Consider the following 17,155-nt stretch of genomic DNA (forward strand, 5'->3'; position numbering starts at 1 on the left):
ATTATTCGGCAGCCAGAGGAGGTGCAGCGATGGGAGAAGAAACCAAAAACAACCGCAACCGGAATACAGCTCTAGTGCTGATTGGCGCCGGTCTTTTTTTGCTTCTGGATCATACGATAGGCTTTTTCCCCATTCTTGCGATCATCCTCGTCTTGCTGGGCATCCATCGGGTCCGCTCCCGCAAAGAGCGTAAAGGCTTTGTGCTCATCGGCGTGGGGGCTGTGATTCTGTTTGGCGATCATATTACGATCGTATTCGCGATCGTGTTGATTTCGCTAGGATTCTTTTTCATACGTTCCAAGCAAGTGCATAAAGATGACACCTACATTCAGAAGCAGAAGCTGATGGATAGCGTCCGTCTGGGGCGTGAGCCTTGGATCATGCGCAATAGCTCGACGTGGTACATTATTGGAGAGACGTATATCGATCTCTCGCTCGCGATTTTGGAGCAAAAAGAAACGACGTTCATCCTGCAAGGCGTTGTAGGAGATGTTGATATTAAGGTACCCGATGATATCGGGGTTTCGGTTGCGTCTTCGGTCACTTTCGGCCAAATTCAGGTCGGCAGTGAGCGGGAGTCGGGCGTAATGAACAAATTGCACTGGCAGTCGTCCAATTATGATAGCTGCGATCACCGTGTGAAACTAGTGCTTTCTTTTATCGTAGGAGATATTAAAATCAAAGTGATGTAACGATCCTTAAGGAGGTTCAGCGCATATTGGACGGCTATAAACGAAGATTAACGAATATGATATGGCGCAGTATGGCTGAATCGATTGTTTTTAGTTTTTTTGTATTTGGCGCTATCATTTATTTTATGAATTCACGCGATTTGATCACCCCTTTTACGAGCTGGCAGGAGGGTGTGAAATTTGTTTTTATGGCGATTGTCATCATTGGCGGGATTGGCGCCGGTTACGGTTATTGGAACAGCTCGCGGATTACACGCCGGCTGGAGCCGCTCATGGAAACGATGATTTTGCTGGAAAAAGGGACGTTCGCCCGCGAAGGGTTTCAGAACGGCGAAGACGAAATCGGACGCCTGGGCGAACAGTTGGGGCGCATTATGAAACGGTGGGAAGAGCAGGTTACTTCGCTCCAGCGTTTATCTAACAATAACGCCGAGCTTGCGGAGAAGGCGAAGCTGTCGGCTGTTATTGAAGAAAGGCAGCGGTTGGCGCGGGAGCTCCATGATGCCGTAAGCCAGCAGTTGTTCGCGATCTCCATGACCGCTACGGCCGTTGGCCGGACGTTGGACAAGGACTTTGAGAAGGCCAAACGGCAAATTCATTTGATCGAGGAGATGGCCTCCGTTGCGCAATCGGAGATGAGAGCGCTGCTGCTGCATTTGAGGCCGATTCACTTGGAAGGCAAACGATTATCCGAAGGGCTTGTAGAGCTACTTAAGGAGTTGTCGGCTAAGGTGCCGATGACGATTACGTGGGATATGGACGAAGAGATTCGTTTAAATAAAGGAATCGAGGACCACTTGTTCCGTATTGTACAGGAGGCTCTCTCCAATGCTTTGCGTCATTCCAAAGCGAACAAGCTGGAGGTTAAGCTGCTGCACCGCTCTGACGGCGTCCGGCTGGCGATACGGGATGACGGTATCGGTTTTGAATTGGATGCGAAGAAGCTTACCTCTTACGGCATCGTATCCATGAAGGAGCGGGTTAACGAAATTGGCGGCTCCGTCGATATTATTACAGCGCCCGACCGGGGAACGCGCATTGAGATTCGCGTTCCAATTCTGGCTGCGGATGCTGCGGAAATCGGATAACGGTTGTGAAAATGACAGGGATACAAACAGTTTTGCTGACGAGAGGAGAAGCAGATGGACGATACCTTGATTAAGGTCTTGCTAGTCGATGATCATGAAATGGTAAGGATCGGGCTTGCCGCCGTTCTGGGAACGGAGGATGGCATTGAAGTGGTAGGCGAAGCCAGCAATGGACACGATGGGATTCGGTTGGCTCAGGAGTACCGGCCGGATGTCGTGTTGATGGATTTAGTCATGGAAGGCATGGACGGGATCGAAACGACCCGGAAACTATTGCAGCTGTATCCGGAATGTAAAGTCATTGTGTTGACTAGCTTCTTGGATGATGAGAAAATGTATCCAGTGATTGAAGCTGGGGCCTTTAGCTATTTGCTCAAAACATCGCGCGCTTCTGAAATTGCCCAAGCGATTAGAGCCGCGGCCAAAGGGCAGTCCATTCTGGAGTCGCAGGTAGCCTCTAAGATTATGAACCGTTTCAGGCAGCCTAAGGCGGCGGCGCAGCCGCATGAGGAGCTCACGGACCGGGAGATGGAGGTCCTGCGCTTGATTGCCAAAGGGAAGTCAAACCAGGAGTTGGCGGATGAATTATTTATCGGTGTGAAAACAGTGAAATTTCACGTCACGAACGTACTCGCCAAGCTTGGTGTGGAAGACCGGACGCAAGCGGCGATTTATGCCTTTAAGCATGGCTTGGCTGAGTAGCAACAAGGTACAAGGGAGCGATAAGGATGAACTTTTTAAAGCAACTGTGGAGCTGGTTCGGTTCCATTGCCATTTCTTTTATTTTAGTCGTATTTCTTGGCGTTTTCGTGTTCCAGTCAACGAAAGTAATGGGACATTCTATGGATCCGACACTGCATGACAGTCAGCGCGTTTATGTATCGAAGCTTTCTCATACGTTTAGTTATGAGCCCGATTATGGGGATATTGTGATCATTGACTCTAGAGTTGAAATGAAGCGGACGTTCAAGAACGACCTGCTCGACAGCCCGCTGCTCAGCTTATTTACCAAAGGCGATGACAAGCATGTCTGGATCAAACGTGTGATAGGGAAGCCTGGGGATCATCTGGAGATGAAAGACGATAAATTGTACCGCAACGGCCAACTGTTGGACGAGCCGTATTTGAATGAAGCGATGAGAGCGAACGGTAACAAGCAGTGGACGGTTCCCGAGGATCACGTTTTCGTGATGGGAGATAACCGGAATAACAGTATGGACAGCCGAGTTATTGGATACGTTCCGCTCGATCATGTCCTAGGGAAGAAATTATTTTAAAAAAAGCGGCCCTCTGGGTGAGCATGCAGGCGCATAAGCTCACGCAGGAGGGTCGCTTTTTGGATTGGGAAGCAGGTTCACATCAGCGTATCAAGCAGCATTCCGCTCATCGGAACCGGCAGATAGGCTTGCAGCTTTGAACGGTATTGACCGTAAGGCTTCAGGTCAGAGCGGGACATTTGGAATAGCGCCTCGGACGGCAATTGCTGGATCTCGCCAAGTTTAGCAGCCAAGGAAGCGGCGAAGCCGGTTAAGCTGCCGAGGCTTGTTCGAAAGCTACCCGATAGGCTGTTGATTTGGCCTTGCAGTTCGTCTTCGTGGAGCTCGAGGCGGCCGTCGTCCAGCTTGACGATCCCGATTTCTTTCAGCGAATAGGGCTTGGCAGCCTGCTCCAGTCCGGTAAGCAGTGAGCGGTTCATATACGAAGGCGACTCCTGCAAAGAGGTCTGAAGTTGATTATATGTATCTACAAATTCACGAATAGGCTCTAAGATGGTTTCACGATTGTTGTCAGCCGGCCTTGCCATGACCAAGGATTGAGCGGAGACTTTGGCGCTTTGCGCCGTTTGAACGAATCCGGCTACCCTTTGGGCTGCCGATTTAGCGAATTGCTGATAGGACGAGCCCTCAAAAGGCAGATTCAAAGGCACACGAACCGTAGTTGATTTGCCGCCGGCGATGCCGCGGACTCCGCTGACCCGGTAGTAATCCTTATGAGTTTGGTAGCTATTTACTGCCGTTATTGGCGGATAGGCATAGAACATATCAATCACCTCTTTTTCGCTTAAGTCTAGTATAGCATTCGCGGGTATTGGGGTAAATTGGTACTTGTCACAATGAATTAGAGCAAGGAGCTGAGTCAATTCTGCGCGGACCGACATAAGATAGCATTATTGCTTCTTGTGGAGGCGATGCCGCATGATTCGCAAACGGTTAGCTGCAAATGACGATCGGGCGATTCATCGTTTGGTTGTTGAACAGTTAGTCCCCTTTTCCAGACTGTATTCGTCAGGCACTTCGATTACATTTTCAGAAATTCGCAAGCGGCTGAACCACAACAAAACATTTGTGGCAGCTAAAGGATATAAACAGCCTTACGGCTTCATTTCGGTCTTTCGCAAATCGAACGTGCTGTTCGTCGATATGCTGGCCGTTGATGCACGTGAGCAGGGGAGAGGCACGGGAAAAGAGCTCATGAGGATGGCGGAGGAATACGGCAAAAGCGAGCGCTGTCGGACCGCAGAGCTCTTTGTGGATGACAGCAATCCCAATGCCATCGGTTTCTACTTAAGCAAAGGGTACGAAATCCAGGAGTATTTCTCCGAGTTAAGCTGCTACAAGATGAGAAAGAAGCTTACCAGGTGAAACAAGGCTGCAGATGCGTGAGTCATCCGCAGCCTCTTCTTCATTCGCTGAACATAGCGGCAACCCGGTCTAGCGGAATATTGACAGCTTGCAATTCAGCAGGGGGGGGACCGCCGAAAAACGGCACGCCGAAGAAATTTAAATGCTCGAGGGCCGGCCCTGGGCTGGACGGTTCTGTTTCCGCCACTTTCACATTTTTCGTTCTGGTTTTGGTTTTGGCTTTTACTTTGGCCTTCCTTTTGGATGTCGCTGAATTCAAATTCGGGCGAGCCTCGTCATTCAGAATGAGCGTATTATTCTCAAAACGGCTCAATACGCCGAAGAATTGTGAGCCATCGTTAAGAAAAAGAAGGACGGGCTTCCCGTACAGGCTTTGGCAGGCTTTTTCGGTGATAGGATGAATGGGCTGCATAAGGATTTGCACCTCCGTATTGGTATGTACTGTAGCCTATTCGGCAGGCTGCGCTTCGGTATAGACGAATGTCTAGTTTTTTATAAGAAATTGTTATCAGTGAAAGTTCTCAGAAAAGTTGAATAGCTTGACAATTTTAGGTATGCTAAAAGAATATTAACTAATTCTAACAAAGAAAGAATGATGCATAGATGAGTGGAGCTGTGTTTTATATTTTCGGGGCAACTGGCGACTTGGCTAAAAGAAAGCTATTTCCAGCTTTCTACAGCTTGTATCGCGAAGGGAAATTAGGAGAAAATTTTGCAGTTGTCGGTCTCGCCCGCAGACCGCGGACAAATGAACAATTTCGTGAGGATGTGAAGCATTCCATCCAAGAATTCGCCCGTTACAAAATTACGGACGAGGCGGAATGGGCGCGCTTTGCCCAGCGTTTCGAATACATGTCGCTGGACATCAATAATGTGGCCGGCTTCCATGAGCTGAACGTCTTATCCGCAAGGCTGGATGAGCAATTCCAAACGGGCGGAAACCGCTTGTTCTACCTGGCTTTGGCGCCGGAGCTGTTCGGCAATGTGTCCTACAATTTAAGCGAAGGCGGCTTGCTCCAAACCAAAGGCTGGCACCGTCTTGTCATCGAGAAGCCATTCGGCTACGATCTGCCGTCGGCTGAGCTTTTGAACGGTCAACTCCGCCAAGTGTTCGAGGAGAAAGATATTTACCGCATCGATCATTACCTCGGCAAAGAAATGGTGCAAAATATTGAGTTTGTGCGTTTCGCTAACGCCTTCTTCGAGCCGCTATGGAATAACAAATACATAGCAAATATTCAAATTACGTTAAGTGAAACGGTCGGTGTCGAAGAGCGTGGCGGTTATTACGACCACTCCGGCGCTCTGCGCGATATGGGGCAGAACCATATGCTGCAGATGCTGATGATGATGGCTATGGAGCCGCCTAGCCGCCTGCATCCGGAAGATATCCGCGATGAGAAGGTTAAGGTGCTGCGTTCCTTGCGCCTATTCGAGAACGGCGATGACGTTCGGGCGAATGTCGTTCGCGGTCAATATGCAAGCGGTTCGAGCAAAGGTAAAGCTTTAGCGGCTTACCGCGAAGAAGATTCGGTGAATCCGCAATCGACGACAGAAACGTATTTCGCTGCCCGCGTTCACGTTGATAACTTCCGCTGGGCCGGAGTGCCTTTCTACATTCGGACAGGGAAAAGGCTGCCGGTCAAAACAACAGAGGTTGTCGTTGAATTCAAGAACATTCCGAACAACGTTTATTTGGCCAAAAAGCATGTGATGGAGCCGAATCTGCTTGTATTCCGCGTAAATCCGATGGAAGGTATTTATTTGAAAATGAATGCGAAGCAGCCTGGATCTGAGGGTGTAATCGTTCCGGTTGCGATGGATTTCTGCCAAAGCTGCCAGATCGGCATTAACACGCCGGAAGCTTACGAGCGTTTGCTGTATGATGCGGCGCGCGGAGATTCTACGTATTTCACACGTTGGGATGAAGTAGCGCTTGCTTGGTCTTACGTGGACCGCATCGCTGCGGCATGGAATGAGAAGGCGGATGATCTTAAGCAGTATCCAGCCGGCTCTTGGGGACCAGAAGAGGCGACGAAGCTGCTTACGGACGACGGCTTCAAGTGGTGGCCGATCAACGGCCAAAACGAAGGCGAAGTCGATTGGGAAACCATCCAGAAAACAACGGTCTTGACTTAAGCATATGAGCATATCGTCCAATAGGCGGCTGACGCCTATTGGATTTTTTGTGGTATAATAGAACTTACGGAGTAAATCCTTACTATTATACTTGAGGTGCGTACATGTCGCGAAGAGCTTTTATAAGATGGCTGCTTGCAATCGGGGCTGCATTGGTTGGTTTAAGCGCTTTTTTTAGTCAAATGGTGAAGAAAAAGTTTATGGCGGAGGATCAGCCTGCTTTGTCTTCCGAGAACCCTGAGCCCACGCAAGCTGCAGCGCAGCCTTCGGCCGAACCGCTGCCGACAGGTCCGCTGATGTCCTATTTTATACTTAGCGATCTTCATATCACTGGCGGAGATCCGCTGACCGGTAAGAAACTGCGTCAGGCGCTTGATGATATTACGCATTTCGACGGCCCTGTTGATGCCATTATGTTAACAGGCGATTTGACGGATTCGGGAACGGAACGAGATTATAAGGAGCTGCGTACCATTGTAAATGAGTATAAACTTCCGCCTGTTCATGCGAACATGGGAAATCACGACTATTACACGATCTGGATCAATAAAGCGAACAACTGGGATCAAGCGGCCGTGCCGAACGGCAAAAGCGATGAGGTCAGCCGGGAACAGTTCAAGAAGTTTTTCGGCTACAAGACGCTCTATAATGATTTTACGACAAAAGGTCATTCCATTCTGCTGCTTTCCCAAGAAGCCTACGTGCAGGAGAGGCCGGAGGTCGGTGAGGGAGCATGGTATTCCGATGAGCAGTTGGCTTGGTTCAAAGAGCGCGTCAAAGCGCTGTATCAGCCGGGTAGACCGCTGTTCGTCATGACGCATCAACCGCTGCCGCCAAGCGGAACGGATGGGGGAACTCACCAATTAATCCGCGCGATCCAGTTCCGCGAGACACTGAAGCCATATAAGAATGTGTTCGTCTTCTGCGGACACCGCCATCAAGATTTCCAGAATGGGACTCCGCATTATGTGCAGGAAACATTCCATTATTTCCATAATGCCTCGGTCGGCAGAACGCTGAACCGTGCTTACCAGCAGGAAGCCAAGAATAAAGCTCAGGGTATCTATGTGCAAGTATTTGCCGATAAGGTTGTCGTTCGCGGCAGGGAGTTCAGCAACCGAACGTTCCTTGAGGAAGCGAATTGGAGTATCGATTTGCAGAAAGCCCAAGCTTAATCAATAAGCAGCAACCAGCTCCACCCATGTAAAAGAAGAAGGGAATTAAACCAACAGATGACTACGCAACTCACTAAGCTTCTCGAAACGGAAGTCGCTAAGCGACGCACGTTCGCGATTATTTCTCACCCGGATGCGGGTAAAACAACTTTGACCGAAAAGCTGCTCTTATTCGGAGGCGCCATTCGCCTAGCCGGAACGGTCAAAGGACGCAAAGCGAGCAAACACGCAACGTCCGACTGGATGGAAATTGAAAAGCAGCGCGGAATCTCCGTAACGTCCAGTGTGATGCAGTTTGACTACGAAGGGCACCGAGTTAACATTTTGGATACGCCCGGTCACCAAGACTTCAGTGAGGATACGTACCGGACACTCACTGCCGCCGATAGCGCGGTGATGTTGATTGACGTAGCCAAAGGGGTCGAAACACAGACCAAGAAGCTATTCCAGGTTTGCCGGATGCGCGGCATTCCGATCTTCACGTTTATTAACAAATTGGACCGCGAGGGCCGCGATCCGTTCGAGCTTCTAGAAGAGCTGGAGGAAGTGCTCGGCATCCGTTCTTATCCGATGAACTGGCCGATTGGCTCAGGCAAGCAATTCTGCGGCGTATATGATCGCGGCAAGTCGCAGCTGGAGCTGTACAACGGAGAAGATCACAAAGACATTGAAGTGCGCAAAGTAGATGGGGTGGAGGATCCTCTGGTCCGCCAGATTGCCGGCGAATTTTTGCATCAGCAGCTATGCAATGATATTGAACTGCTAGATGTAGCGGGAGATCCGTTCGATATGGAGAAGGTGCTAAAAGGCGAGCTTACACCTGTGTTTTTCGGCAGTGCCGTGAACAATTTCGGTGTGCAGACGTTCTTGGAGAACTTCCTTCAGCTTGCGCCGAAACCGGAGCCGCGCAACAGCACGGCAGGCGTAATCGAGCCTACGAAGGAGAAATTCTCGGGCTACGTTTTCAAAATTCAGGCGAATATGAACCCGGCTCACCGCGACCGTGTGGCATTTCTTCGTATCGTGTCCGGAAAATTCGAGCGCGGCATGGCCGTTAAGCATGTCCGTATGGGCAAAGACATCAAGCTGGCACAGCCGCAGCAGTTCTTAGCGCAGGACCGCGATATCGTGGAACAAGCGTTTCCCGGCGATATCATCGGCTTGTTCGACCCGGGCATATTCCGTATCGGAGATTCCTTGAGCGAAGGGGAAGAGATCGTTTTTGACGAGCTCCCAACGTTCTCGCCTGAGCTGTTCAGTAAGGTTTCGATCAAAAATGCGCTGAAGCAAAAGCAGTTCCTCAAAGGAATCGATCAATTGACGGAAGAAGGCATGATCCAAGTGTTTACGACGATCGGCTTCGAAGATATGATTCTGGGCGTCGTCGGCCAACTGCAGTTCGAGGTGCTTGAGCACAGGATGAGATCGGAATATGGCGTAGACATTCAACTGCAGCGCCAGAACTATCAGTTCGCGCGTTGGATTATCGACGAGAAGATCGATCCGGGTAAATTCCGTATCAATTCACAGCTTGTGAAGGATAAGAAAGGGAATTATGTCGGTTTGTTTGAAAGTGAATATGCGCTGAGATCTTCCATGGAGAAGAATCCGAATGCGCAGTTTTTAACAAGTGCTCCATAATACTGTAATGTGTAGAAGAGACTGTATGCCAGAGTAAAATCCGGCATGCGGTCTCTTCTTTATTGGTCGTTTATCCATGGTTGCCGATGGACAGTTTGCTTCATACAATAAGTACGGGTTATGAATTGAGGGCACGCAAGCAGCCTTAAGGATGTGAACGAGAGACGTGCATCTAGTCATTGTAGCTCCTGAACAAACTCCAGTACCGCCGCTGCGGGGTGGTTCCGTTGAAATATGCATTTATGCCATTGCCCGGCAGCTGGCTAAACAGCATCAAGTGACCATCATTTCAAGAGGGCACCGTGCTTACAAAAGCGTAACGAAGCAGGGTTCGCTCAAAATCGTAAGGGTTCGGGGAGGCAGCTCCAAGCAATACTTGAAGGCAGTGCTAAAGGTGATAAAAGGCTTAAAATTCGACTGGATTCAAGTAGACAACAGACCCTACTACGCTGCAGCCATCAAACGTCATTTTCCCCATAGCCCAGTTTCTCTTTTCTTACATTCGTTAACGTTCGTGAAACCGCCTTATACTTCGACTTCAACATGCTCGGCACGGTTGCAGAAGGTGGATTGGATCATAGCGAACAGCTCTTCGCTGAAGCATGAGCTGATCCGGTTATATCCCAAGTGCAGAGATCAGCTTCATCCTATTTACCTCGGGACGGATATCAAGCGATTTAAGCCGAGATCGGCAGCTGCGAAACAACGGTTGAGGAAAAAATACCGGATCAGCCGTGGTTTTCAGGTTCTTTTTGCCGGCAGACTCATTAAACGGAAAGGCCTTATGCAGCTGATTAAAGCCGTTCATTTGGCTAGAAAAAAGGTGCCTGGCTTGAAGCTTTTGATTGCTGGAGGAGAGCAAGGAAAAGGGTATAAAGCAGCGTTGATAAGGAAAGCCCGCAGGCTTGCAGTACCGACGAAGTTTCTGGGAAATATCCCCCATCGCAAGATCCACGAGGCGTACGGCCTGGCCGATTGCTTCGTATGTCCTTCTCAGAAGCATGAAGCTTTTGGATTGGTGAACGTGGAAGCAATGGCTTCCGGGCTTCCTGTCATCGCTTCGGCAATTGGGGGGATTAAAGAGATTATTCGGCCTGGGGTTAACGGGATATTGATCAGGGAGTTTAGAAGCCCCCGTGCTTTCGCAGGAGGAATTGCAGCCGTAGCCAGGCGTAGAAAATGGGCAGCCCGATTAGCGAAGCAAGCGCGCAGCGTTGCCGTCAGACAGTTCAGTTGGCAGGCCACAGCGCGATCATTGTCCGGCTTCTATAGACTAAAGCAGGAGGGAAAGCATGAGAAGGATCCTAAAGAAACGGACTAAAATCAGATATTCCCGTTATGTCATGAGCAAAATTAGCAAAACCAAAGCGGTAGAGGCTAATGCTTCTCTAAAGGAGTATGTGCCAACGACGAAATGGATGACGTCTGAGACGCTGAAGCAAATGCTGAATCAGCATAAAATGGTGTACATCAAGCCCAATGTCGGCAGTTTCGGTAACGGTGTGATCCGTGTGGAAATGTCGGAAGGCGGGGGAGAAATTATGCCCTTCTCCTATCAATTGGGCGTCAATTTGAAACGGTTCAAAACGTTTGACGACATGTATGCCTCAATTATTAAGAAAACAGGAAATAAACAGTACTTGGTCCAAAAAGGAATTCATCTGCTGAAATATCGAGGGAACCGCTTCGACTTGCGGATTATGGTGCAGCAATCGCCCCATCGGGCTTGGGAAACAACAGGCGTGATCGGAAGAGTGGCACATCCTAGCAAGATCGTGACGAATTTTCATAATGGGGGAACTTTGAAGCCTGTGGATACGCTGCTGCACAGTTATTTGTCTGCCGGAGAGCGGGATCGGTATATCCAAAAGCTGCATGTACTCGGGACGCGCGTGGCTAAAGCGATTCATGCCAAATATCGGGGCGTTAAGGAAATCGGGGTGGATGTCGCCCTGGACAAAGAGCTTCATCCATGGATTCTTGAAGTCAATACGAGTCCGGATCCTTATATTTTCCGCAGACTGCAGGATAAGCGTATCTTCTCGAAAATACGGAGATACAGCAGAGCAAACAGCCGGTTATGATATCATAACCGGCCTGTTGTCGTACCTATGAAAGCTTCGCTCAATTTCGTAAACGGAAACCGGCGGACTTAAGAGATAGCCTTGAATCGTCGTACAGGTGGTTTCCCGCAGGATTTCAAGCTGGCTCAACTCTTCTACGCCTTCCGCAACCACTTGCACGTTAAGGGCGTGACCAAGGTGAATAATCGCGTTGGTGATCGCCAAATCATCTTTATTGCTATGTATATTTTTCACGAAAGAACGGTCTATTTTTAAACAGTGGATAGGAAAATGCTTCAAATAATTCAAGGAGGAGTAGCCGATTCCGAAATCGTCGATCGAGATGGAAATGCCTTTATTGCAAAGTTTTTCCAATACAGCCACGGTATTATCCATGTTTTGCATGATGGAGCTCTCTGTAATTTCGAATTCCAGATACGCGGGATCGATGCCGGTCTGTTCAATGATTTGGATGGCTTTATCCGAAAATGCTTCATCCTGAAACTGGCAGGGCGAGATGTTGACGGCAACCTGATAGTCTAAAATACCGGCTTCGAGCCATCTCACTTTCTGGAGGCAAGCCTCGCGGAGCACCCATTCGCCGAGCGGCAGAATCAAACCGCTTTCTTCCGCAAGCGGAATGAACTCGTTCGGGGGAATCATGCCGAGCTTCGGATGGTTCCATCGTACTAAAGCTTCCAGGCAGATGATTTTGCCGGTAGAAAGTTCAAGACGCGGCTGATAGTACAAGATGAGCTGATTTTCTAAAATAGCTTTGCGCAGCTCGGTTTCCATCTCTATGGAGCGAGCAGGAAGTGAGCTAAGCATGGAATGGTAAGTGACGAGCTTATTTTTGCCGGTATGTTTGGCGGCTTGAAGGGCTTGATCGGCTTGCTTCAACGCCTGTTCAACGGTAGCGGGCGACAATGCGACAGCGCTCATGCCCATACTGACGTTAATATAACATTCGTGCTCCTGGATCATAAACGGCCGGTGAAAGAGCTGCTCAATCTGCTGTAAGATTTGAGACAACTGTTCCTGATGGACGGCGTGCAGGACCAGCACGAATTCATCATCCCCTGATTGAACGAGAAGCGAGCAATTAGGTACCGACTGCAAGCGGGAGGCGACCTCCGACAGCAGGCAATCACCGGCTTCGTAGCCGATTGAGAAATTGATTTGTTGAAAACGGTCAATATCCAGAATAAGAACCGTTTGAATTTGGGCGTTGCGCACAGCTCGGCTGTGACTTCGAACGGCTTTATTGATTAATACTTGAAGGTGACTTCGAGTCGCTTTTTTCGTGCTCCGCAGAGCACCGATCGTTCTCGATGAGGCCAAGTGAAAAAGGCGCCGGGCTACGTTCATTGCGATCACTCATTCCCACATCATAGTTGTCCATGTACCCTTAATCATAAAACGAAAGGCAAGGGATAGACAATATTATAAATTAGGACATTTTACAGAAATTAGTCGTTTTTTGCGGGATTCTTTGACTGAAAATCGACGTCTTTGTCGAAATGGGCCCCATATATTTTTTGTCCGCAGCGTATTGACAGAATCGGTCTTTGAATGAGAAAATGTACGCGTGTACATCATGGATTTTATGAACGGAAATGGAGGCTTTTACATGGTGACTAGAAAAGAGGTTGCTGAATTAGCCGGAGTATCCGAAGCGACTGTTTCCCGTGTATTTAATGGGCTTGGACCCATGAAGCCTGCTACCAAAACGCGCGTGCTGGAAGCGGCGAGCCGGCTGAATTACCATCCGAACGCCATCGCCCAAAGCTTTGCCCGAAGACGGAGCGGAAATCTAGGCGTCGTGCTTCCTTATATGCCTAAGGTGCATCTTTTTTCAGCGTATTATTTCGCGGAAATATTAAGCGGCATCGGCGAGCAGGTAAGGGAGCAAGGGTACGACATGCTGCTATCGCTGTTGAAACCGGACGAAAGCCTGGATTACGCAAGGCTCTACCGGTCTCAGAAAGTGGATGCTTGTGTCATTCTCGGCGCAAGAGATAACCCGCAGCAGCGGGAATCGCTGCGGCAGCTGCAGGAGCAAGGGCACCCGTTCTGCTTGGTGAATCAGCACTTTGAGGGTTTGGCCTTTCATGAGGTGGATGCCGATCACGTAGATGGCAGCTACCAGGCAGTTCGCCATTTGCAGGATGAGGGCTATCGGAAGATTGCTTTCTTGAACGGCTCGCCGGAGTATTCCAATTCCGGTGACAGACTTCAAGGCTATCTGAGTGCGATGCGCGATGCCGGGTTGGAGGTCCCTTCCGAGCTGCTGCTGGAAGGCAACTATAGCCGCAAAAGCGGCTACGAAGCGGCAGATCGGCTCTGGGCGCAGCGTGAGCAGGTAGAAGCGGTATTCGCCGCCAATGATCGCATGGCGATTGGCCTTATGCAAGGACTCCGCGAAAAAGGCTGGGTGGCCGGGAGGGACTTCGCTGTTGTCGGCTGCGATGATTCCGATGCCGCCAAACTGAGCGACCCGCCGTTAAGCAGCATTAATGTGCCTTTCTATGAGATGGGGAAAGAAGCGGCACGAGGTGTGCTGACACGCGTTATACAGGGGGAAAGCGCACAGCCTTCCAATGTGAAGCTGCAGACCACTTTGGTTATTCGGCAATCGTCCCAAAGCAGCACGTCTTCGCAGGTGAGTAATGACCGGGTATAAAGATCGATTATACGCTTAAGGAGGCTTTCAAATGATGAAATCATTCAATGTCGGTATGGTCGGCTACAAATTTATGGGCAAGGCGCACAGTCATGCTTATAAAGATTTACATATGTTTTTCCCGCAGACGGCGGTGCCGAAAATGAAGCTCATCTGCGGGCGCGATGAAAACGGTGTCAAAACAGCCGCCGAGCAGTTCGGCTGGGAAGGATATGTGACGGACTGGCGCGAGCTGGTCACGCATCCTGATATCGACATCGTCGATATTAATGCGCCCAGCGACGCGCACAAGGAAATCGCGCTTGCTGCGGCAAAAGCAGGCAAGCATCTGTTTTGCGAGAAGCCGCTGGCGCTGACCCTTGCGGATGCAAGGGAGATGCTGGAGGCGGCTGAAGCAGCCGGGGTGAAGCACATGGTGGGCTTCAACTATCGTTTTGCTCCTGCGGTGCAGCTCGCGAAGAAGCTGGTCGAGAGCGGCCGCCTCGGCCAGATTTATCACTTCCGCGCCTGGTTCCTGCAGGACTGGATCGTAGATCCGACGTTCCCGCTGGTATGGCGCTTGCAGAAGGAGATTGCCGGCTCCGGATCGCATGGCGACTTGGGCGCGCATCTGATCGATCTGGCGCATTTCCTGGTCGGCGATATGACGGAAGTCATCGGCATGAGCGAGACGTTCGTGAAGGAGCGTCCGCTGCCGGACTCGATGACAGGGCTGAGCGCCAAAGGCAGCAAGGATGCGCCGCATGGACCGGTCACCGTCGATGATGCGACGCTGTTTATGGCGCGTTTCGCAAACGGCGCGCTGGGGAGCTTCGAGGCGACGCGTTTTGCACCGGGCCACCGGTGTACGAACTCTTTTGAAATTAATGGCAGTAAAGGCAGCGTGAAGTTTGATTTTGAGCGCTTGAACGAGCTGCAGGTTTATTTTACAAGTGATGATGAGGATGTTCAGGGCTTCCGCCGTGTTCTGGCGACAGATGCGTCCCATGCGTACATGGATGCTTGGTGGCCTGCCGGACATACCATCGGATATGAGCATACGTTCGTACACGAGGTTGTTGAGCTGATGAACGCTCTTGCGGAGGATCGTCAACCTCTTCCGAATTTCGTGGACGGTGTGAAGTGTCAAGAGGTGCTGGAAGCCGTGGATCAATCCATTGCGCAGCGCCGTTGGGTGAAAATCAGTGAGGTTTAAGGTTGTATCCTACAAGGGGAGAGGGGCTCTTACTTAATGAGTAAACAAGCATTGATTGTTTGGGGCGGCTGGGATGGTCATCAACCGGAAGAAGTGGCAGGCATTTTCGCCGGGTTATTGCGCGAGGAAGGGTATGGCGTGGAGGTATCCGATACGCTGGACAGTTTTAAAGATGCGGAGCGCTTGAAGGGGATCGATCTTATTGTTCCGGTATGGACGATGGGGAAAATCGAGAAAGAGCAGTTGACTCCGCTGCTTGAAGCGGTCAAAGAGGGCGGAACCGGGATAGCCGGCTGCCACGGCGGAATGGCGGATTCTTTCCGGAATGAAGTCGAATATCAGTACATGGTCGGCGGTCAATGGGTCGCTCATCCGGGGAATGACGGCGTTACCTACACGGTGCGCATTAAGGATCGTGAGCATTCTTTGACGGAGGGTGTAGAAGATTTTGTCGTTGTCTCAGAAAAATATTACATGCACGTTGATCCCGTTATTCAGGTTCATGCCGTCACCGATTTCGGCGACGTGGAGATGCCGGTCGTTTGGACCAAAACTTATGGCGCAGGCAAGGTATATTACAACTCGCTTGGCCATCAAGCGAACATCGTACGGATGCCGGAAACACTTGAGCTTATGCGGCGCGGTCTGCTGTGGGCAACACGCTAACGAAGAGGGGGAAGCGGGAAGATGAGTAAGATGAGAGTTGGCATTATTGGTTGCGGAAATATTAGCGCCGTTTATATGAAAAATATTCCAAGCTTTGCACATTTGGAGCTGATTGCCTGCGCGGATATTGACTTGGACCGAGCGAAGGCAAGGGCGGAGGAGTATGGGATTCCTCACGCGTATACGGTTCAGGAGCTATTGAACGATGGGAATATTGACATTGTCATCAATCTGACGATTCCGGCGGCACATGCCGAAGTCTGTCTTCAGGTTTTGGAAGCAGGCAAGCACGTGTATGTGGAGAAGCCGCTCGCTGTAACCCGCGAAGAGGGCTTGCGCATTCTGGAAGCGGCGCGCCGCAAGGGATTGCTGGTCGGCAGCGCGCCTGATACCTTCCTCGGCGGAGGCATTCAAACGTGCGCGAAGCTGATCAATGACGGGTGGATCGGCACGCCGATTGCCGCAACGGCATTCATGATGAGCAAAGGCCATGAGCATTGGCACCCGGATCCTGAGTTTTACTATGCCAAAGGCGGCGGCCCGATGTTCGATATGGGACCTTACTACCTGACGGCGTTGGTAGCTTTGCTTGGACCTATTCGACGCGTAACAGGCTCGACTGGGGTTAGTTTCCCTGAGCGGACGATTAAGAGCGAGAAAAAACGCGGACAGAAGATCGCGGTCGAAACGCCGACGCATATTGCGGGCGTGCTTGATTTCCATAGCGGCGCCATTGCTACGCTGGTCACGAGCTTTGACATTATGGGCGGCACGCAGCTGCCGAATATTGAAATTTACGGCAGCCACGGCTCCCTGCGCGTCCCGGATCCGAACACTTTCGGCGGTCAGGTGATGATCCGTAAAAATGGTTCGGACTGGGAACCGATTCCTCTGTCCCATGGCTACAAAGAGAACCATCGCGGTTTGGGCGTTGCGGCCATGGCTCAAGCGCTGATCAGCGGCGAAAGCACTGCGCATCGGGCGAACGGCGAGCTGGCCTACCATGTGCTTGAGGCAATGCATGGCTTCCACGATGCGTCGGCCGAAGGCAAGCATTACGTGATGCAGAGCAGCTGCGAAAAGCCAGCTCCGCTGCTGCCTGATTCCGTGCTATAATAATCATAATTGCATCCTCCTCTTTGTGTAGAGGGGGATTTTATTTGTTTGGAAC

At 50.5% G+C, this 17,155-nt stretch carries 17 protein-coding genes; 14 read left to right on the top strand and 3 right to left on the bottom strand.

The window, feature by feature from the left end:
• Window positions 1-29: 29 nt before the first annotated feature.
• The 4 genes from liaF to lepB are packed head-to-tail and all read left to right on the top strand — an operon-like array spanning window position 30 to window position 3,057.
• Window positions 30-692, top strand: a complete 663-nt coding sequence (gene liaF, locus AC3WRW_RS20915; RefSeq protein ID WP_492548230.1) for a cell wall-active antibiotics response protein LiaF — start codon at window positions 30-32, stop codon at window positions 690-692.
• Window positions 693-718: 26 nt separating this feature from the next.
• Complete coding sequence (locus AC3WRW_RS20920) at window positions 719-1,780, top strand: sensor histidine kinase (protein ID WP_492548231.1); 1,062 nt, start codon at window positions 719-721, stop codon at window positions 1,778-1,780.
• Between the two features lie 54 nt (window positions 1,781-1,834).
• On the top strand, window positions 1,835-2,482 hold the full coding sequence (locus tag AC3WRW_RS20925; protein ID WP_216625674.1) for a response regulator transcription factor: 648 nt from the start codon (window positions 1,835-1,837) through the stop codon (window positions 2,480-2,482).
• Window positions 2,483-2,508: 26 nt separating this feature from the next.
• On the top strand, window positions 2,509-3,057 hold the full coding sequence (gene lepB / locus AC3WRW_RS20930) for a signal peptidase I (RefSeq protein ID WP_492548232.1): 549 nt from the start codon (window positions 2,509-2,511) through the stop codon (window positions 3,055-3,057).
• 77 nt (window positions 3,058-3,134) lie between these two features.
• On the opposite strand, the gene AC3WRW_RS20935 is transcribed toward lepB, so the two are convergent.
• Window positions 3,135-3,830 carry a hypothetical protein gene (locus tag AC3WRW_RS20935; RefSeq protein WP_492548233.1) on the bottom strand — a complete coding sequence of 232 codons (696 nt, stop codon included), beginning with the start codon at window positions 3,828-3,830 and terminating at the stop codon, window positions 3,135-3,137.
• A gap of 145 nt (window positions 3,831-3,975) precedes the next feature.
• Here AC3WRW_RS20935 and AC3WRW_RS20940 point away from each other — a divergent pair, with 145 nt between their 5' ends.
• Window positions 3,976-4,422, top strand: coding sequence for a GNAT family N-acetyltransferase (locus AC3WRW_RS20940; RefSeq protein WP_492548234.1), 447 nt, complete (start codon window positions 3,976-3,978; stop codon window positions 4,420-4,422).
• Between the two features lie 40 nt (window positions 4,423-4,462).
• Here AC3WRW_RS20940 and AC3WRW_RS20945 read toward each other — a convergent pair whose 3' ends face one another.
• Window positions 4,463-4,834, bottom strand: coding sequence for a hypothetical protein (locus tag AC3WRW_RS20945; protein WP_492548235.1), 372 nt, complete (start codon window positions 4,832-4,834; stop codon window positions 4,463-4,465).
• 191 nt (window positions 4,835-5,025) lie between these two features.
• On the opposite strand from AC3WRW_RS20945, the gene zwf reads away from it, so the two are divergent.
• The 5 genes from zwf to AC3WRW_RS20970 all read left to right on the top strand — a co-directional run bounded on the left by zwf (window position 5,026) and on the right by AC3WRW_RS20970 (window position 11,461).
• Window positions 5,026-6,561, top strand: coding sequence for a glucose-6-phosphate dehydrogenase (zwf, locus tag AC3WRW_RS20950; RefSeq protein ID WP_492548236.1), 1,536 nt, complete (start codon window positions 5,026-5,028; stop codon window positions 6,559-6,561).
• Window positions 6,562-6,665: 104 nt separating this feature from the next.
• Window positions 6,666-7,736, top strand: a complete 1,071-nt coding sequence (locus AC3WRW_RS20955) for a metallophosphoesterase family protein (RefSeq protein ID WP_492548237.1) — start codon at window positions 6,666-6,668, stop codon at window positions 7,734-7,736.
• A 57-nt stretch (window positions 7,737-7,793) separates the two neighbouring features.
• Window positions 7,794-9,377 (top strand): peptide chain release factor 3, encoded by a 1,584-nt coding sequence (locus tag AC3WRW_RS20960; RefSeq protein ID WP_492548238.1) that lies wholly within the window; start codon window positions 7,794-7,796, stop codon window positions 9,375-9,377.
• 166 nt (window positions 9,378-9,543) lie between these two features.
• Window positions 9,544-10,698 carry a glycosyltransferase family 4 protein gene (locus AC3WRW_RS20965; protein ID WP_492548239.1) on the top strand — a complete coding sequence of 385 codons (1,155 nt, stop codon included), beginning with the start codon at window positions 9,544-9,546 and terminating at the stop codon, window positions 10,696-10,698.
• The gene (locus AC3WRW_RS20970; protein ID WP_492548240.1) at window positions 10,670-11,461 is read left to right on the top strand and encodes a YheC/YheD family protein; all 792 of its coding nucleotides are present in this window, start codon (window positions 10,670-10,672) and stop codon (window positions 11,459-11,461) included. The genes AC3WRW_RS20965 and AC3WRW_RS20970 overlap by 29 nt, the downstream gene beginning before the upstream one ends.
• Here AC3WRW_RS20970 and AC3WRW_RS20975 read toward each other — a convergent pair.
• The gene (locus AC3WRW_RS20975) at window positions 11,456-12,808 is read right to left on the bottom strand and encodes a putative bifunctional diguanylate cyclase/phosphodiesterase (protein ID WP_492548241.1); all 1,353 of its coding nucleotides are present in this window, start codon (window positions 12,806-12,808) and stop codon (window positions 11,456-11,458) included. The two genes, AC3WRW_RS20970 and AC3WRW_RS20975, sit on opposite strands and share 6 nt — an antisense overlap.
• Window positions 12,809-13,070: 262 nt before the next feature.
• On the opposite strand from AC3WRW_RS20975, the gene AC3WRW_RS20980 reads away from it, so the two are divergent.
• From AC3WRW_RS20980 to AC3WRW_RS20995, 4 genes are read left to right on the top strand one after another with little or no spacing between them, the layout of a single operon-like run.
• Window positions 13,071-14,123 (top strand): LacI family DNA-binding transcriptional regulator, encoded by a 1,053-nt coding sequence (locus AC3WRW_RS20980; protein ID WP_492548242.1) that lies wholly within the window; start codon window positions 13,071-13,073, stop codon window positions 14,121-14,123.
• A 34-nt stretch (window positions 14,124-14,157) separates the two neighbouring features.
• Complete coding sequence (locus AC3WRW_RS20985) at window positions 14,158-15,318, top strand: Gfo/Idh/MocA family protein (protein WP_492548285.1); 1,161 nt, start codon at window positions 14,158-14,160, stop codon at window positions 15,316-15,318.
• A 36-nt stretch (window positions 15,319-15,354) separates the two neighbouring features.
• Complete coding sequence (locus AC3WRW_RS20990) at window positions 15,355-15,984, top strand: ThuA domain-containing protein (RefSeq protein WP_492548243.1); 630 nt, start codon at window positions 15,355-15,357, stop codon at window positions 15,982-15,984.
• A 21-nt stretch (window positions 15,985-16,005) separates the two neighbouring features.
• Window positions 16,006-17,100, top strand: coding sequence for a Gfo/Idh/MocA family protein (locus AC3WRW_RS20995; protein ID WP_492548244.1), 1,095 nt, complete (start codon window positions 16,006-16,008; stop codon window positions 17,098-17,100).
• The last annotated feature ends 55 nt before the right edge of the window (window positions 17,101-17,155 follow it).

Source organism: Paenibacillus sp. FW126-R14 (assembly GCF_058789495.1).